Source organism: Paraglaciecola mesophila (genome assembly GCF_009906955.1).
Lineage (GTDB): Bacteria > Pseudomonadota > Gammaproteobacteria > Enterobacterales > Alteromonadaceae > Paraglaciecola > Paraglaciecola mesophila_A.
The window spans coordinates 1,718,571-1,737,266 of record NZ_CP047656.1; the positions used below are offsets into that span (position 1 = coordinate 1,718,571).

Below are 18,696 nucleotides of genomic sequence, written 5' to 3' on the forward strand. Positions count from 1 at the left end.
GATGCGAAATGCTGCAATTTTTAGCGAACAGTTTGAGCTCACCCCTTGTTCATGGGCCTTTACTGTTTCTTATGTTGCAGCTATTTTCTCGCATTGCTTCGAAGGGCAAGCGAGTTTTTCAATGGCTTTCTTGGTTACCTATCCTTTGGGTGTTTTTTTGTAGCTTGGTTTATCCCAGCGTTTTACTCATTAAACCATTGGAAGACCAATATCCTACAGTCAAAGTATCATCAAAGCTTTGGCAAAGCGCCGATGCTATCGTTGTATTAGCCTGTAATCATTTTGATGACGAAGGCTTACCATTCGTCAGTAGATGGCCACAGTGCACAATGCAACGTAATTTACATGCTGCCTTGATGTACAAAGAAAAGCACCTTCCGATTCATTTAGCAGCCGGTGTACTAAACGAGTTAGATTCAGCTTCGCAAGCGCACTACAACAAAACATTTTTAATGACACTAGGCGTTAGCGCCAATGACATCTATACCTATCCTCAAGGGCATGATACTGAGTCCGAAGTAGACGCGTTAGCGCCGCACCTGACAGATAAATACGTTGCGTTGGTTACCTCGGCCAGCCACCTGCCTCGCGCTGTACAATACTTTGAGTTACATGGTATTAAGGTGTTACCTATACCTGTGGAGCACTTAAGTAGAAAAAATGTGTCTTTCACTATAGGGTTACCGAACGCATTTAGTTTGTATCGCAGTGAACGTGCTATTCATGAGTACTTAGGTCTAATATACCAGCGATATTTTAGGTGATAAAACAGTTAATATAATGTAAAAATCACGCACATTCATTTGATTTGCGCGTTCATTAAGTTCAGCAAAGGAAGAGCAAGGGACTAAAAATGAAGTCAATAGTGCCCATTTTTTCAGGTGGTGGAACTCGATTAACAGTTCATATCGGTGTGTTTGATGCGCTTCAAAAACTCGACATCCATTTTCAGCACATGGTAGGTGTTTCCGGTGGCTCAATTGTCGCGGCACTATTTTGTTGTGGTGTTCCCCTAGCTGACATAAAACACTTGGCCATGACGACAGACTTCAAAAAATTTAAGGGGTTTTCTTTGTTTAGATTGTTACGTCAAGGTGGGTTAAGTTCCGGCGATCAATTTGAAGCCTGGATGGACAAGCATCTAAAAGGTCAAACATTTTCTGACATCGAAAAAGACTTACATATATTAGCCACAGACGTCAATGGTGGCGGCCCTGTGGTCTTCAGCCGTAAAACGAGTCCTGATCTAAAGATATCGAAAGCGGTGCGGTTCTCAATGTCCATACCACTATTTTTCAGCTTTCAAGCTTATAAACACCACGTACTTGTTGATGGTGCTATTCTATCTGAAGATGCGTTATATCAAGACTGGGCAGGCGATGGTTCACCGGTTATGTGCTTTAAACTAAAAAGTGAACACGTGACTGACTCGAGCTTCAAAAAAAGTTGGCTGCCATTACGCCAATATGTGATGATGCTAATTAGAACCTTCATGACGGCAATGTCGCGAGAGTACGTACATGCAGAGTATTGGCGAAATACTATAATCATTAATACGGGTAAATTATCCCCCGTTGATTTTAATATTACCCCTTTGCAAAAAGAGGAGTTGTACAATATCGGATTTAAAACCGCTTTTGAATTTGTACCTAAACGAATGCAGTTTTATACCGATACACAACTAAGGAACTAGATGTGGACTACCGTTTTAAAGATCAAAGCCTATGAAGCAATTTAGAAAATACGCTGACCTCCCTATTATCGGACCAGTGGTAAAAAAATTAATGAATCTGGTGGTGAGCCAAAAAGCGAACCAAATTTCTAAGCATTTTGCTGAGTACCTAAGTCCGGTCGTCGCACTTACCGATGAGCTGCGAAATGAATCATATAAAATTAGACATAAGGTATATTGCGAAGAATTGAAATTCGAGGATTTACGTCCCGATGAGATGGAAACCGATCAATTCGACAGTCACTCTACCCATTGCTTAATCAAACATATTCCCACTGGTGAATACGCTGGTACCGTTCGGATTGTTCGCTCGACCAGTGAAGAACAGTTGTTACCCATTGAAAAGTACTGTATCAGCTCAATTGCTGACGACGCTGTGCACCCAAGCGACTTTCCGCGAAGTGAAATATGTGAAATATCACGCTTAGCTGTTCCCGCTCAGTTTCGAAAACGTGCGACGGATAAATTTAAAGGGTCAGCAACAGGTGCGATTAACGAACACATATATTCAGAACGAGAGTTACGGTGCTTCCCTTTTATTGCTGTGGGCCTTTACCTATGTGCCGCGTCTACTTCTCGAAAGCATGACATTAAACACTGTTTTGTCATGATGGAACCCAGGTTAGCTCGCAGCTTACGTTTTGTTGGCATTCCCTTTCAACAAGTGGGCCCAGTGGTCGAATATCACGGAAAACGCGCTCCCTATTACATCAGTCGCCATTTATTAATGAGCGGCCTGACGCCAGGATTTAAGCGCATGCTTAAAAACATTGAAAAGAAAGTCGCTACTCAGTTTAAATAAACAAATAACACCTCAAGTTACGGTTTTTCACCTAGGCACGTGTCTCGCGAGAGTATACCGGTGCTTACGCGTTTTAGCGTTTGCTAATGAGGCGATAACCTCTATTTATCCACCGTTTCTGTCAGCATTGCCTCCTACATAGAAGTGCGTCTCTTTACCTGACGATAAAGGTTATACCAATTCCATTAAATAACTGGCCTCTCAGAATTCATCCAGCGGGTTTTGAACAAGGCGTCGGTGTGTAGTAATGGTTGTTCCCTTTCAAATACCGAGAACGTAGTGCAAAACCCGCTGGGGAATTCCCTTCGGGCGAATTTTAAAAGGACTTACTCTGTGTTGCTCGAACTCGAAAGAGCAAAGGTTAGTTTTTAATAAAGGGCTATCATTCAAGCGCCTTGATTAAGTCCTTTTAAATTTTCGCTGAGTGGTTAATTATTTAATGGAATTGGTATTATTCTCTCAGAGAATTTTGCGTTTACTCACGGTACCGCCACTTTGTATAGTATATTCACCATGCTAAATGTTTAACCTAGGAATAAAAATGGTCGTAAAGGAACTTATCCAAACAGCTTTAACTAAAAATGAAGCTTGTGTATTTGACGAAGTTCACGCCTCAATGGTGTATGGAAAAACCACATTTTCCAGCAATGTGAGCATTGATTGTGCTGTGCAAATTCTCGATGAAACTGCCATTCCCAAGTTACTGAAGTTAGCAAATGAACACCAATTTTATCTTTACCCGATCAGTACTGGGAATAATTGGGGTTATGGTTCAATCCAAAGTACGCATATTGACGGCCCTAGGGTAGTTGTTGACTTAGGCCAGCTTAACGCGATTATTCCACAGAATAAAAAAGCAGGTTTGGTCACCGTTCAACCTGGTGTCACGCAACAAGATTTGTACGACTTTTTACAACAAAATGACTGGCCTTTCATGGTGCCAGTCACAGGTGCAGGTCCAAACTGTAGTATCCTAGCTAACGCCCTTGAAAGAGGATATGGCATCACTCCACGCACTGATCACTTTGCGGCGGTAAATGCGTTAAAGGCATATCTTCCTCATCCCGACTTATGCCATTCGAAATTTGAATCTGCGGTATCAACACTTGATCGCTCCGGGAGTGACTACATCGACAAAACGTTTAAATGGGGCTTAGGCCCTTATATTGATGGCCTTTTTACCCAAAGTAATTTTGGGATAGTCACAGAAGTGACCATTCGCCTAGCACCTAAACCTGCCCAATTCAGCGCATTCTATTTGCAAGTATTCGACAGCGAAAATTTTAGCGAGGCCGTTACACTTATCGAGGACACCTTGTTAGAGTCCGAGGGTATTATCGGCTCCATCAACCTAATGGATCGCCGCAGGCTCGTATCTATGGTGGCTCAAAACCCGAATGGTCAGTCCCAACATGTCGTGATGACTGATGAACAAATTGAAACGATAGCCAAAGAGCAGCGCTTACCCCAATGGATGATTGCAGGCACCATATATGGCTCTAAAAAGGTCGTAGCTGCCACCCAAGCGCAATTCAAGAAGCGAGCGAAACATATAGGCCAGCTTAACTTCTCAAACAGTTGGTTAATTAATATTGCAAAATTTATTGCTGACATACCGCTTCCTTCACTTGCGGCAATTGATAAAATAAGAGCTCAACTACGTACCTTGGACGAAGGTATTGAGATCATGCTCGGGAAACCGAACCAAGTTGCTCTTCCCCTTGCGTACTGGCGAAACCCGCGCGTTGCAGCGAACAAAGAACAATGTTTATTGCCGGATAAAGACAGGTGCGGATTACTCTGGTATGCACCATTGATAAAAATGTCACCACAAGTATTGTCAGATTTTGTCGCTTTTGTTAGAGAAACCACTCCCAAATATGGAATCGAGCCCCTAGTTACATTCACAAACCTGAAGCATGACTGCATCGACTCAACCGTTCCTTTGGTTTTCGATTTGGAGAATCCAGAGGCAGTAAGCGCAGCACATCAATGCCTCGAAGAGCTATTCACTGAAGGCTGTAAAAAAGGGTATGTCCCCTATCGGATAAATACTCAGCAACAAGCAAAATTGTCGGCCGATGGCATTTTTTGGCAAACCACAAAACTCTTAAAGCAAGCCATTGACCCAAATGGTATTTTGGCACCGGATAGATATAATCCTCAATAGTAAAACAGAGATTAAAAACGGATGGTTTTAATCGCTTATATTGTTCCTAATATGAATATGCAATAAAGTGGTCGACGTTATTCGCCTCAACTTGTCCAAAACAGCGCATAAACACAGCGCAGTATTAAGAATCAACTAATGGAGTTAGTATGCGTATTAAATTTTTATCCTACCTCGTCGCAGTTTCAGCCTTTACGTTAGTCGGTTGCGATTCTAAATCTGCAGAAGAATATATCGCAGCTGCGAAAGTTCAGTATCAAAAAAATGACACGCAAGCCGCTATTATTGATTTGAAAAATGCTATCGCGCTTGCTCCTAAAAACAAAGAGGCCCGTGCCAACCTCGGAAAATATTACTTAGGGGCCGGTTCATTTGTTGAATCAGAGAAAGAGTTACGTAGAGCATTAGAGCTAGGGGAAGCAAAAGATAGTGTTTACCCAGATTTAGTTAAAGCGATTTATTATCAAAATGATTTTGACCGCTTAATTTTATTAGCCAAAGATTTCACCAGTTCCGATCCCCAAGTGCAGAGTAGTGTTGCCTTATTTTCATTTCTTGCAGCCTTGAAGCAAACCGATAATGAATCTGATTTGAGTAACGACTTTTCGCTCATGCTTGGCGACGACAAGACATTGGCGCAAGTTTATTATGAATTTTCACAAGGCAACCTTGAGGAAGCTGATCAATTATTAACCCGCTTTGAGAACCCACAGCAAAATCATATTGAAAAACTCATCGTCACTGGCTTATTAAAAGCACAATTAAAACAGTATGCGCCAGCGATTAGCGCGTTAGAACAAGTGGTCAACTTGTCTCCTGAATATTATGTGATTCAATTTCAACTAGCCGATATATTGATCAATGCCCAAGAATATGAAAAAGCCAGGACGCTGACCGATCAGTTATTAAAAATTAACGCTAGAAGTGCATACGCCAACTTACTGATGGCAAAAATAGAATTACATGATGAGAACTATAAAAAGGCATTTGATGCGGCTGAAATTGCCGTACAAAACGGTATCGACAGCACCCAAAGTAACTTATTAGCCGGTGTCAGTGCATATAAAATAGAGCGCACCGAAAGCGCTTACAAATACTTATCGAAAGCGTCCAAAAGGCTACCCCACGATCACATGGCGAATCGCTTGTTAGTGGACGTAAAAATCAGGTTAGGTGAAACAGAGAATCTTGCTGAAATGCTTGAAGGCATTTCAGGTCAAGACGCCCAAAAATCATCTCTGTTAGAAAGCGCCGCTATGCTGAAATTTAGAGAAGGTGATTTAGAAGGCTCTAAAAGCTTATTTTCCCAAGCTAAAGAAGGTGCTCCCGACAATGCCGTTACATTATTGCGTGAAGGTTTGGTAAAGCTATCTTCAGGTGATCAATCGGGTATTGAAAGTTTAGAGTCGGCAGTGGAGCTTGATAGCACACTGAATGAAGCATGGAGTTTGTTAGCACAAGCCCATATGCAAGCCAAGGAACCGCAAAAAGCGCTCGCTGTGGCGAAACGCTGGCAAGCCGTTAATGAGGTCGACGGATTAGTATTAGAATCATATATCTATCAGCAGTTGAACGATGATACACAAGCAAGAGGCTTGCTCGACAAAGCGCTTTCATTAGAACCGGATAATTTTGCTGCTATGCGCTTTCTCATGCTTTTGAATGCTCGTGAAAAGCGTTTTTCTGAAGCGCGAGAGTTAGCTGAAAAGCTAATTACAACATCGGATAATCTAGATGGTAAATATCAACTTGTGCTAACGCTAATAAATATTGCCATAGCGCAAAATGACATGTCTTCGGTAGAATCTTTATTTAAATCTTTGCTTAACGAGCATAAAGATGAAGAAACTAGCTATACCTTACAATTAAAGGTCGGTCTTACCACATTATATAATTATCAAGGGGAATACCAAAAATCTCTCGCGTTACTAGAACCTCTGGATGATTCAAAAGACTTTTTTGTATTATCTGCATTAGGTGAAACGTATTCAGGAATGAATGACTTCAACAATGCTAAAGCTACCTTTCAACGCTTAATCGATGCTTTTCCTCGCGATACCAGAAGTTGGGTTCAATATATAAATTTGCTTAATAAGTTTAACCTTCAACGTGACGCGGTAGATTCTGCCGCGCGAGCTGAACTCGCGATCCCTAATGATCCCCGCCTAACCGTTCTGAGCATAAGAGCGCTTATCCGCTCAAAAGCCATAGAAAAAGCTCAACAAAAAATGCAAGCAATGAAGGCGAAAGGTAACAGTTCTCCTATGTTTACCCTTTTTGAGGGTGAAATTGCGCTATTTAATAAAGAGTATGAATCAGCCAGCAAACTACTGACACAATACTACAATAATTACCCCTCATGGGATTCTGCCGTGCCATTGGCCAATGCCTTAGCAATGCAAGACAAGGCTGAATTAGGTGGAAAGTATCTAGTCCAGCAAACAGCCAAAAGTCACTCTAAATTGCGTAACATTCATTATATTGCAGAGTATTACGCAAAAAATGGTGAACAAGATGCGGCGGGCGAATATTATCAAGCGCTATTGGAACTCATTCCTGAAGACTTTGTTACCTTGAATAATTACGCCAATTTGGCGATCGCCCAAGGCAATACAGGGAAAGCAGTCGAACTTGCACAAAAGGCATTGAAGATTCAGCCTAATTCTCCTTATGCCATGGATACACTCGGGTGGGCATTATTTCATGAGAATAAATATTCAGACGCGCTAACTTATATTAAAAAAGCTCACGCTGAATTGCCCAAAAACAATGAAATCACCCTTCATCTTATTGAATTACTAATAGCGACTGGCAGTAAGGACAAGGCCAATGGTCTCATTAATAGATTCAAGCCGACCAACGATGTAGAAAAAGTTACCCTCACTCGCTTAAGTGAAAGTATTTAATCTATGACTATGGCACAGACCTAGCAAACGTTGTTTGTTAGGTCTGTTATGTTTAATTCACACGAGTAGCCCGTATCTATACCGTTACCCACTATCCCCTTGAAGATACTGCCCAGCATAAGGCGCTGTGGGAATGTCTCTATACGCGTTCTGATGCCAGTGTTTTTCTGAGCTGGTCTTGGATCCAAACTTGGTTAGACACGACAAGTAGCTCTCCCATGGTACTCGCAGCATATCAAGATACCGCTTGTGTAGGATTGGCATTGCTTGCTCAGCGCAAGGCCCCCTCCTCCACGGGTTTTAAAATCAAGCAATTGTGGTTGCATCGAAGTGGCGAACAGGCAGCAGATCAAGTGTGGATTGAGCACAACGACTTCCTTGTGCAGCGAGATAACAAAGCGCAAATCCGCTTGGCTATGTTTGAATACCTCTATGAACAAAAAACAATGTGGCAAGAGCTCTATTTTGGTCTAGCGGAATCAAGTGTAATCAATACGCTTACGGCGAAGTCTGCTTTTTATCGAGAAGTTATCAGTTCACCAGATTTTGAAGTGGATTTGCTTAATAAAAATCATTTAGATGATTACCTCGCCGATTTATCCAAAAATACCCGTTCTCAAATTAGACGCACTAAGAAAATTCTTTCTCAATCAGGCAATTTAGTTCTAGCTTTAGCTGAAAGCGACTCTCAGAAAAAGCAGTTTTTAGACGATATAGCACAGTTACATAAAGAGAAGTGGCGAAATACTGAATTTGGTAGCGGGTTTGATAACCCGATTTTTGAACGCTTTCATCATCAATTAATATTTGAAGAAAAAGAAACAAATAAAACACGTATTTATTGTCTCATGCTCGACAAAAAACCAATGGCATATATCTATATTTTGATTCACGAGAATACTTGGTATTTTTATCTGTCAGCGATGAAAAGCCATAGTGATAATCGTGTAAAAGTAGGGTTACTCGCCCATGCGTATATTATTCAACAAGCCATATTTGAGGGTGCGACTAAATACAGTTTTCTAGCCGGTGAAGCACGTTACAAGCGCTCACTGTCAAATCAGCCTGAGGCAAACCAGCAACTGATCTGCTTTTATCAACCAACCCTGTTTATGCGTACAAGAGAATACATTCGAAGTGCAAAAAGCGTATTAAAAAATTTACTGAGACATTGATAGACAATGATGACCGATGCCAACAGCGCCGACAGAATCCCAATTAAATTAACCACTGTGCCCCTTAATGGTATGGTTAACACGAGTGTTCCTTTAGCCAAAGGCCTGCTCTACGATATTCACCAAAGTCAATTGATGACAAACGGTCAAGCCATCGACTGTGGGGCAAAAGTATTAGCGACCTGGCCAGATAAGAGCATTAAATGGTTACATCTGTCTTTCTCTGCTCCCTCTAGTGATGATGGCGAACTCACGCTTACGTTAGACAAAAAAGCGCAAGCAAACTCAATCAGTCGGCTTAGTGGTTTACAGTATGAGTCTAACGATACTCAAACTAGTGTTACTGCCGCCCATTACACATTTAGCCTTAATCACGAAAATGGTCAGTTTTCCATTGCATCACCCGCTAGCGAAAACTGTACTGGCAGCTCAGTAACGGGTGAATTGGGCTTACGCGACGCCCGAGAACAAGAATGTGCTATTTCCTCCTGTAGCGTGTCATGTATCACAACACCCAATCTGTTAGATGAGTCTATTTTCGCGTTGTCATTGCAAGTTATGGTCAACTATAGCTCTGCGGATAACGCTAGCGAGTCAGGTGTTTCGGCTCGTTTTGAATTTCACTTTGATTCGGCTCAAAGTGACATTCGATTAGATATCACCCTACACAATTCAAAAGCTGCAGTGCACACAGGTGGCAGTTGGGATCTCGGCGATGAAAATTCATTTCAATTTTCAGAATTTAGCTTATCACTACAAGGCCCAGAAGACCTGCAAACCGAGTCATCACTCAGCTATCGGCTAGAAAGAAACGGACCTTGGCAAACACCAACAGATTTACCAATGTCTATCTTTCAGCACTCAAGTGGTGGAACAAATTGGCAAAGCCCAGTACACGTAGATCACCAACAGAAAATTCCATTTGATGTAAAAGGCTATATTGTTGAACAACGCGGAAAGCAAGTTTTCAGCGGAGAAAGAGCTGCACCGCAGATAAGTTGGGTGAATGGAATCAATATCGCTGTAGCCGACTTTTGGCAGAAATTTCCTTCCGCGATGACAATATCTCCACAGACTATTTGTCTTGGCTTATTTCCTAAGCAAGATAACAAACATTATGAGTTACAAGGTGGGGAAAAAAGCACGCACTCAATATGGTTTGGCGTTAAACATGATCCTAATGGCGCATACTTCTGCACGGATAGTAACTATACCAAGCCGCACATTAGTCAATATGCTAAAGCCGACATGCCACTATACACTGAATTTCAACAGGCTAGTGGTGAACTGCAATCATTGATAAATAACGGGTTACATTCACAACGCAATTTTTTTGAAAAACGTGAAATGCTAGATGAATATGGTTGGCGGAATTTTGGTGATATTTATGCTGATCATGAAACAGCTGAACACCAGGATGATTCAATTTTCGTTTCGCACTATAACAACCAGTACGATCCTATTTATGGTTTCTTGCGGCAATTTATACTAAGCAATGACCAACAGTGGTTTACACTAGCTGATGATCTAGCCAAGCATGTTATGGATATCGACATTTATCATACCAAGGACGATAAAGACGAATACAACGGCGGGCTTTTTTGGCATACCGACCACTACTTGCAAGCATTCACCTCAAGCCATCGCTCTTATTCAAAACATCAAGCTAAAGGCGCATATCAAGATCATGCCGGGGGTGGCGGTCCAGGTGGGCAACATTGTTACACCTCAGGTTTAACCCTATACTATTTAATGACAGGCAACCAACGCGCGAAAGAAGCTGTGTTAACGCTGACTAACTGGATCACTTACGTATATGAAGGTGGCAATACTTGTTTAGAGCTTTTACTTGCACTCAAAAACCGCCATGTTCCCGGGTTAAAAAACCACTTCAATGGGCAATACCCGCTCGATAGAGGAACGGCTAACTATATCAATGCACTGTTAGACAGCTATGTATTAACAAGTGACCATACACTTCTACATAGAGTTGAACACATTATTCAACACACAATTCATCCAAATGAAGATATAACACTGCGCAACCTCGAAAACATTGAAGAAACGTGGTTTTACACGGTTTTCTTGCAATCAGTCGTGCGATACTTAGACATTAAGCGTGCTAACAGTGAACTCAATCACGAATTTTACTATGCACGAGATAGCCTGATGCATTTCGCTCACTGGATGCACGACCACGAATATATGTATCTAGACAAGCCCGATATTCTTGAGTACCCGAATGACACTTGGACCGCCCAAGACTTGCGTAAAGCACATGTGCTCAGTGCTGCATACTATTACGGAAATAAAACCAACAAGGCATTTTTGAACAAGGCTAAGTACTTCGAACAGGAAGTGGCAACGCGCTTAACGCTCAGTGATACCAAGACGTACACACGTATTATGGTGCTGCTGATGCAAAATGATGGCCCCACACGGTATTTCGAACACTTAGCGCTTGAACAAACATTTGCAACGGTAAATCCTAACTGGGCGAAACCTAAAGGTGAACGTTACTCAGCAGTTGGTCAAATAGTCACTGCGTTTTGTAAGCGTTTACTAGCACTTTCAATCAGCAATGAAGTAAACTGGCTCAAAAAAAGGCTAGGATAGCCAATGGCACTTTTAGGATCGCTTAACTAGATGCACGTATCATTTATCATTCCCCATAAAGGGCGGTTTGAAATGCTTATTCAAACCATTGAATCTGTTGCGAAACAGGCATTCGATTTATCACAAATTGAAGTCATCGTTGTCAGTCAGACGCCTGAGGCCTTGAAGCAAACTTTAAACGAAAATACTGAGCTAACAATAAAGACCTACTTACGCTCGGAGTACGACACGATTTCGGCCCTGAGAAACTACGGTGAAACACGGGCGAATGGCGAGTACTTAGCCTTTCTTGATGCTGATATATATTTGTCAACCAACTGGATTGAGCAAATGCTACGCACCTTGCAAAGTCATCCTGAAAGGATCATTTCCAGTGCGATGCAAAGATGCAAAGAGGACGCCCCTCCTTTGGAGAAAATTCGCACCAGTTTAAGTAATGCTGAGCTAGATACTGAAGTGGCGTTTCTACCGGGTAGAAATCTCTTTCTTACACGAGAAGCGTTTCATCGCATTGGTGGATTTCCAGAGCACCTGCTGACCTGTGAAGACTATTATTTTACCGATAAAGCCGCCCAGCTAGGCACGTTATTTTACACCTCATCTGCAGATTACATTCATTTGGGCGAAGACAAAACATTAAAAGGTATGTTTAATAAAGAAATATGGCGCGGTCAGTCGAATTTAAAATCCATTGAGGGACGCCGAATTCCGCTTAGGGAATGGCCAAGCTTTGTGGTGCCTCCAGCGATATTTTTATGCCTTTTTTGTAGCCTCATGGCTCTGTGCATTGGCCAAGCGACCGGCGCAATAGTCTTTCTAGGTTTAGCGTTAATCCCTTTACTTGCCTATACCTCTCGACTCTATAAATTAGATAAATTGCACGTTTCTTTTTTGCACGTTCTTGCCTTCTACACTGTGTACTTCCCTGCTAGGGCTATTGGCACATTTGCCGGCATATTTAAATCCATTCGCATAAAAAATATTTAAGGCATTTAATTCATGAAAACAAAGCGTAAAGTCCTTCAATTTATTTGCCCAACAGGCTTTTACGGTGCAGAGCGTTGGGTACTTGCCTTAGCGAAACACTTAGATCCCGAAACAACGGCATGTGATCTAGCAGTGACCATGGAGCCTGGCCAAAAACCGTTAGAGCTTGTTAACGAATATAAAAAACTCAATTTGCCAACCCATATCATTGATATGAAAAATAAGTTCGATTTGGGTGCAGTAGACAGATTAGCGACACTCATTCGCGAACAAAATATTGATATTATTCACACTCACGGTTACAAGTCAGACATCATTGGCGTGCTTGCGGCGAAACGTGCAAAGATTAAATGTGTAGTCACTCCACACGGGTTTGAAAACGCAAAAGATTTCAAATTAAAAACCTTCATTTGGTTAGGCTGTCAGTCGATGCGCTTTGCCCATAAAGTTGTTCCTCTTTCACAACAACTTATGCAAGATGTCTTACGTATTGGCGTAAAACCACAAAAAACATTGTATATTCAAAACGGCGTCGATTTATCTGAGGTCGAAGCGGAGCCTATACCTGCTCGCGCTGACCCGCATAAAAAACGTATTGGCTTTGTTGGGCAAATGATTAGCCGGAAGAACATTCGTGATATTCTCGATATATTCGATGCACTGCACAAAGCGCACCCTGAAACCGAATTAATTCTGCTTGGAGATGGGGATGCCAGAAAAGAGTTGGAGCTTCACAGCCAATCATTAGCAAGCACAGACGCCATTCAATTTCTAGGTTTCCGCGATGATAGATTAAGTCTATTAAAGTCATTTGACTTATTTGTTATGACATCGACTCTTGAGGGTATCCCCAGATGCCTCATGGAAGCCACCGCAGCCAGCATTCCGGTGGCAGCTTATGATATCGCCGGTATAGATCAATTAATTAGCCATGAAGAAACAGGATTACTTGCCCCCTTAGGTGACAAAGAAACCCTAAAAGCCTATTGGGAAAAGCTGTTATACGACCAAGCATTTGCTTCACAAATGGCTGAAAACGCGAAAAAATTCGTATACGATAACTACTCGGCTCAGCGTATGGCAGCCCAATACAGTGATTTGTTTGAAGAAATGACAAAGGATAGTTAATGCAACAAAGCAAATCGAGCCCCATTATTTTCATACTATCTATCGATACCGAAGAAGAGTGGGATTGGTCAGGTGCGTTTCCGCAGCACAATGCTGACGTGAATAACGTTTCGTTGCTGCCTTCTTTTCATAAGCACTTGGATTCCCTTGGGCTTCGCCCTACGTATCTTGTAGATTATGCAGTAGCGGACTGCCCCACATCTGCATCAACCATGCGCGAAATTATCGCCAAGGAAAATTGTGAAATAGGCGCTCATTTACATCCCTGGTGCAATCCGCCTTATTTTGGTCCGGCGACAGATGAGAGCTCGCATGTGGTGAACTTGCCAAAAGAACACGTATCTCAAAAACTCAACGTGTTGATGCAGCGCATCGAAGAGCAATTCTCAGTTAAAGCAAAATCTTTTCGCACGGGACGCTGGGGGATTGATTCAACCGTTATCAAACTGTTAGCCGACGCAGGGATTACTGTCGACTCTAGTGTGTACCCGTTTTACAGGAATGATTACTTCAGCTGCATTGGTGCACCGCCACTTCCCTATTGGCCTGACCTTGAATCTCCTCTTGAAACATCCAGTCAAAGAGATCTTTTCGAATTACCGGTAACCGTTGGTTTCAACCGCCCTAACTTCTCAATGTGGAACGACATACACAGTAAGTTTGCATCCCCCCCCTACAGTTGGACTCGGTTTAACGGCATCGCGTGGCATACGAACTTTTTACGAAAACAGTATTTGTGTCCCGAATTATCGGCCCCCAAAGATATGCTTTCATTATGTGAAACAGTAATAGACAAAGCATACCCTGTACTGCATATGTATATGCACAGCTCAAGCTTGCTAGATAACAATAACAGCTTATTGGGCAACAGAAACGCCTACGAGTTTATTTGTGAATCCATCAGTGAGGTCGTTACAACCTTGAGTAAAAAATACGAATTGGATTTTTGCACGTTATCCGAAGCGGCAATCAAATTACAGCAGCAAACGGAGCAAGAAAGTAAATGACGGTACAGATTCGATTCGTCACCCAGGCAGATCACGCAATCTGGAATGAATACGTCAGAGCTCACCCAAACGCCACGCCTTATCATCATTTCGGCTGGTTGCAGAGCGTTGAACAAGCATATCAACACAAGAATATTGGCGCCATAGCGTTATCAAATGGGCGTGTAGTGGGGGTTCTACCTAGCATAGAAATGCGTAGGCCTCTGCTACGACCTTTCATTTGTGCACTTCCCTACTGCGATTTAGGTTTCGGACTAGCAGATGACAGCGCGATTGTTGATCAGCTACTAGCTTTTATGCGTCAGCATTTAGCGCATATAAATGGCCAGTCTCTGGCACTTAGAGACTTTATCAACGAACCTGCTTCTGATATTCAGATGGAAGGACAAAAAGTCCGCATGTTGTTACCTTTACCATCAGGCAGTGAAGAATTACTAAGTGGATTTAAATCAAAATTACGCAGCCAAATACGCAAGTCAGAAAAGAATGGTTTGCGTTATCAGATCCACAGAAATGGCTCCGGGTTGAATGACTTTTACCACATTTTTGCCATTAATATGCGCAAGCTAGGATCGCCAGTGCACAGTAAAGAGTGGTTTGAGTGCATATTTGAAAACTATAAAGAAAACAGTATATTATCCGTTGTTTATAGTGAGGATATCCCCGTAGGCGCTGGTATCACCTTGTCATCAGGAGCCGTTACTTGCATTCCTTGGGCATCGACGGTTGCAGAATATAATAGACTCGCTCCCAACATGATGCTGTATTGGTCATTGTTAAAAGAGGCTTGTGATAAGAATAGCCAATGGTTTGATTTTGGACGCTCAACATTTAACGAAGGAACTTATCGTTTCAAGGCGCAATGGGGAGCGATGCCGCAATTACTGAATTGGTATGATGCAGCAAGCGAGTCAAGACAAGACTTCATGAATCAGGAAAACGAAGAGTGCGAAAACGCACCACAAGGCAAAATAAGGCCCATGGTTGAAAAAGTGTGGGCGAAATTACCTTTGAATGTAACGACCGCTCTAGGTCCTAAAATTCGTAAACATATTAGCTTATAAACGTGATTTTCCATTTGGGCGTTCCCATTTAAGGCCGCTCATTAAAGAACTTTAACAACAAGGCCTAACGATCTATGTGCGGTATTGCAGGGTTTACACAATTTAGCGGGAACATGGGTAACCAGCAAACCCTAAAACAAATGGGTGACAGTATATATCACCGCGGTCCAGACGCTGGACGAGAGTACATTGACGATTATGTGGGTTTAGCCCATCGTCGTTTAGCCATTATCGACTTGTCAGAAGCGGGTACTCAACCCATGTATTCTCATGATGAGAAGTACGTTATTGCCTTTAACGGCGAAATTTATAACTTCTTGGCGCTACGAGAAGCGCTTGTTGAAGAAGGCTATCCATTTAAAACTCACACCGACACCGAAGTTATTCTTGCTTTGTATGCCAGCCATGGCGAAAACATGCTCAGTATGCTCAATGGGATGTTCGCGTTTGCCCTATGGGACACCACCAGTAAGCGTTTATTAATTGCCCGAGATCGCATGGGTAAAAAACCCCTGTATTATCTTAAAACAGATACCCAATTTGCGTTTGCATCCGAACTAAAAGCCCTCTTGACCCTGCCTAATGTCTCAAGGGAAATTAGGCTTGATGCAGTACATGATTTCTTTGCCTATCAATATGTGCCCGACCCAAAAACGATATTCACCGATATGCATAAACTCCCTCCTGCGCACTACATGTGGGTGTCACAGGAAGGAATATCCATAAAACAATATTGGGATGTTTCTTTTAAACAGGTAAGCAACAAACCACAGGCCAAACTGACGAAAGAGCTCTATGATTTAGCTACAGAAAAAACCTGTTCTCGTATGGTCAGCGATGTACCTTTGGGTGCGTTTTTAAGCGGCGGGATTGATTCCAGCGGTGTGGTCGCCATGATGGCGCTAAACAGTGACACGCCCGTAAAAACCTGCTCAATAGGGTTTGATGAAAAACGGTTTAACGAAACCGAGTTTGCCCAAATAGTTGCAGATAAATATAACACTGAGCACCACGAGTTTACCGTTCATCAGAATGTAAAAGACAACCTTGAAGAAATAGTGGGTTATTTCGATGAGCCTTTTGCCGACCCATCCTTGGTGCCTACCTATTTTGTTTCTCAATTAGCTCGCTCTCAAGTCACAGTAGCTATTGCAGGCGACGGCGGTGATGAAGTGTTCGCTGGGTATGAAAAATACACCACTGATGCCGTGGAAAACAAGTTACGCCAACGCTTTCCTGAAACCCTACGCAAAAGCGTATTCCCTAAACTAGCCAATGTGTTCGCCAAAAGTGAACACCCTTTGTTTAGAAAAGCGAAATCATTACTTACAAGCTTAAGTTTAGACCCCGCCATGGGTTTTTATATTACTAATTCAATGATTGACGATCGCCTTTGGCAGCGGTTAGCCACGCCAGAGACAAAAAGCAAACTCGGCGCTTATCACCCTAGTGAGGTGACACTTGAACATTACAATAAAGCCGATGGAGACGACCATCTATCGAAGATTTTGTACACTGACATGAAAACCTACTTACCCGGCGGTATTTTAGTGAAAGTCGACCGCATGAGTATGGCCCACTCACTAGAAGTGCGCGCACCACTGCTAGATAAAGACGTGGTTGAGTTTTCTGCAACCCTGCCGTCTGATTTAAAATATCGAGATGGAGAGAAAAAGTTCATCCTCAAAGAAGCATTCAAGCCAGTGTTACCCGACGATATCTTATACCGCAAAAAGATGGGCTTTTCCGTTCCTTTGGCTACTTGGCTTAGAGAAGAAATTAAAGAATTAACCGAAGATTACCTGTTCAACAAAGCGCAAGGTATCCAGCAATATTTTGATATGGATGTGGTTAAACAACTTTGGCAACAACACCAAGACGGAAAAGCCGATCACAGTACCGTATTGTGGAGCATGTTAATGTTTCAAATGTGGTGGTTCCGCTATATCCAATTAACCCACACTCCCAAAGCGTAATGGCACAGTCACTTTGATGAACATACTACATCTTACGTTTGATATGCGCATAGGCGGTACTGAGCAGGTTATTAAGAACCTTATTTTAGGCGCTGATGCATCGCGTTTTACTATGTCAGTGCTATGTATAGAGTCCCCTTTGGGACCATTTGCGGATGACTTAATTAATAGTGGTATTCACATAGAAGCCTTAAATCGCAAACCAGGCTTTGACGTCAGTTTAATAACCCAAATACGCCAACACATCAAAACGCACAAAATCGATATTATTCATTGCCATCAGTATACCCCCTATGTGTATGGGGTATTAAGTGCACTAATGACCTCGGCGAAAGTCATTTTCACCGAACATGGTCGTTTTTATCCAGATTCGACGACTTGGAAACGTAAGTTAATTAACCCTCTGTTGCATCGGTTCACTCATGCAACAACGGCGATTTCAGCAGCAACCAGAGACGCATTAGTTGAATTTGAATACATTCCATTTAACGACATTGATGTCATATATAACGGCATAATCGGCCTCGAGCCAGACAACAAGCGTTTAGAAGAACTGAAACAACGGTATCCTATAGCTGAGAAAAGCACACTCTTTGGCACAATTGCACGCCTAGATCCGATTAAAAATCACTGCATGATGTTGCGTGCATTCAAGCGCGTTATTGATGCAGGCGTGGACGCCAAATTGATGATAGTCGGTGATGGTGATGAAAGATCAAACGTCGATGCATTAATTGACGAACTTAGCCTTTCAGAGCACGTCATAATGACCGGATACGAGCCAAAGCCACATGCGCACTTAGCATTAATGGATATCTATTTACTGCCCTCATTAAGTGAAGGCACGTCCATGACCCTGCTAGAAGCCATGTCGTTAAGAAAACCCTGTATTGTGACTCACGCAGGTGGCAACCCAGAAATCGTGTTGGATAAAGAAACTGGACTGGTCACACCTAATGATGATGAACAGGCTTACGCCGATGCTATGATAATGCTTGCACAGAATAGGCAATTGCAGGAACATTTTGGCCAAGCTTCTAGGGCGCGCTTTGAAGATACCTTTGATATTAACAATATGACGCAGGCATACGAAGTGCTTTATTTGCGATTACTTTCAGGCGCTCAGGTATAGA

Annotated in this window: 13 protein-coding genes; all 13 read left to right on the forward strand. The window is 42.4% G+C overall.

Annotation, left to right across the window (positions count from 1 at the left end):
- Positions 1 to 8: 8 nt before the first annotated feature.
- The 13 genes from FX988_RS07400 (at position 9) to FX988_RS07460 (ending at position 18,695) form a co-directional block, all read left to right on the forward strand.
- Complete coding sequence (locus FX988_RS07400; RefSeq protein WP_160179028.1) at positions 9 to 764, forward strand: YdcF family protein; 756 nt, start codon at positions 9 to 11, stop codon at positions 762 to 764.
- Between the two features lie 89 nt (positions 765 to 853).
- Positions 854 to 1,693 (forward strand): patatin-like phospholipase family protein, encoded by an 840-nt coding sequence (locus FX988_RS07405; protein WP_007989033.1) that lies wholly within the window; start codon positions 854 to 856, stop codon positions 1,691 to 1,693.
- 31 nt (positions 1,694 to 1,724) lie between these two features.
- The gene (locus tag FX988_RS07410) at positions 1,725 to 2,534 is read left to right on the forward strand and encodes a PEP-CTERM/exosortase system-associated acyltransferase (RefSeq protein ID WP_160179029.1); all 810 of its coding nucleotides are present in this window, start codon (positions 1,725 to 1,727) and stop codon (positions 2,532 to 2,534) included.
- A 541-nt stretch (positions 2,535 to 3,075) separates the two neighbouring features.
- On the forward strand, positions 3,076 to 4,704 hold the full coding sequence (locus tag FX988_RS07415; protein ID WP_160179030.1) for an FAD-binding oxidoreductase: 1,629 nt from the start codon (positions 3,076 to 3,078) through the stop codon (positions 4,702 to 4,704).
- Positions 4,705 to 4,853: 149 nt separating this feature from the next.
- Entirely contained in the window at positions 4,854 to 7,610 is a 2,757-nt protein-coding gene (gene prsT / locus FX988_RS07420; protein ID WP_160179031.1) for an XrtA/PEP-CTERM system TPR-repeat protein PrsT, read from the forward strand.
- A gap of 218 nt (positions 7,611 to 7,828) precedes the next feature.
- A complete protein-coding gene (locus FX988_RS07425) occupies positions 7,829 to 8,785 on the forward strand; it encodes a GNAT family N-acetyltransferase (RefSeq protein WP_160179032.1) in 957 nt (318 codons plus the stop codon).
- A 6-nt stretch (positions 8,786 to 8,791) separates the two neighbouring features.
- Entirely contained in the window at positions 8,792 to 11,401 is a 2,610-nt protein-coding gene (locus tag FX988_RS07430; protein ID WP_160179033.1) for a hypothetical protein, read from the forward strand.
- A gap of 30 nt (positions 11,402 to 11,431) precedes the next feature.
- Positions 11,432 to 12,388: a glycosyltransferase gene (locus FX988_RS07435; protein WP_160179034.1), complete on the forward strand. Its 957-nt coding sequence runs from the start codon at positions 11,432 to 11,434 to the stop codon at positions 12,386 to 12,388.
- A 12-nt stretch (positions 12,389 to 12,400) separates the two neighbouring features.
- On the forward strand, positions 12,401 to 13,516 hold the full coding sequence (locus FX988_RS07440) for a glycosyltransferase (RefSeq protein ID WP_160179035.1): 1,116 nt from the start codon (positions 12,401 to 12,403) through the stop codon (positions 13,514 to 13,516).
- A complete protein-coding gene (locus FX988_RS07445) occupies positions 13,516 to 14,523 on the forward strand; it encodes a polysaccharide deacetylase family protein (RefSeq protein WP_160179036.1) in 1,008 nt (335 codons plus the stop codon). The genes FX988_RS07440 and FX988_RS07445 overlap by 1 nt, the downstream gene beginning before the upstream one ends.
- Positions 14,520 to 15,587 (forward strand): GNAT family N-acetyltransferase, encoded by a 1,068-nt coding sequence (locus FX988_RS07450; protein ID WP_160179037.1) that lies wholly within the window; start codon positions 14,520 to 14,522, stop codon positions 15,585 to 15,587. The genes FX988_RS07445 and FX988_RS07450 overlap by 4 nt, the downstream gene beginning before the upstream one ends.
- Before the next feature lie 74 nt (positions 15,588 to 15,661).
- Complete coding sequence (gene asnB, locus FX988_RS07455; protein ID WP_160179038.1) at positions 15,662 to 17,563, forward strand: asparagine synthase (glutamine-hydrolyzing); 1,902 nt, start codon at positions 15,662 to 15,664, stop codon at positions 17,561 to 17,563.
- A gap of 16 nt (positions 17,564 to 17,579) precedes the next feature.
- Positions 17,580 to 18,695, forward strand: coding sequence for a glycosyltransferase (locus FX988_RS07460; protein WP_160179039.1), 1,116 nt, complete (start codon positions 17,580 to 17,582; stop codon positions 18,693 to 18,695).
- Position 18,696 lies beyond the last annotated feature (1 nt).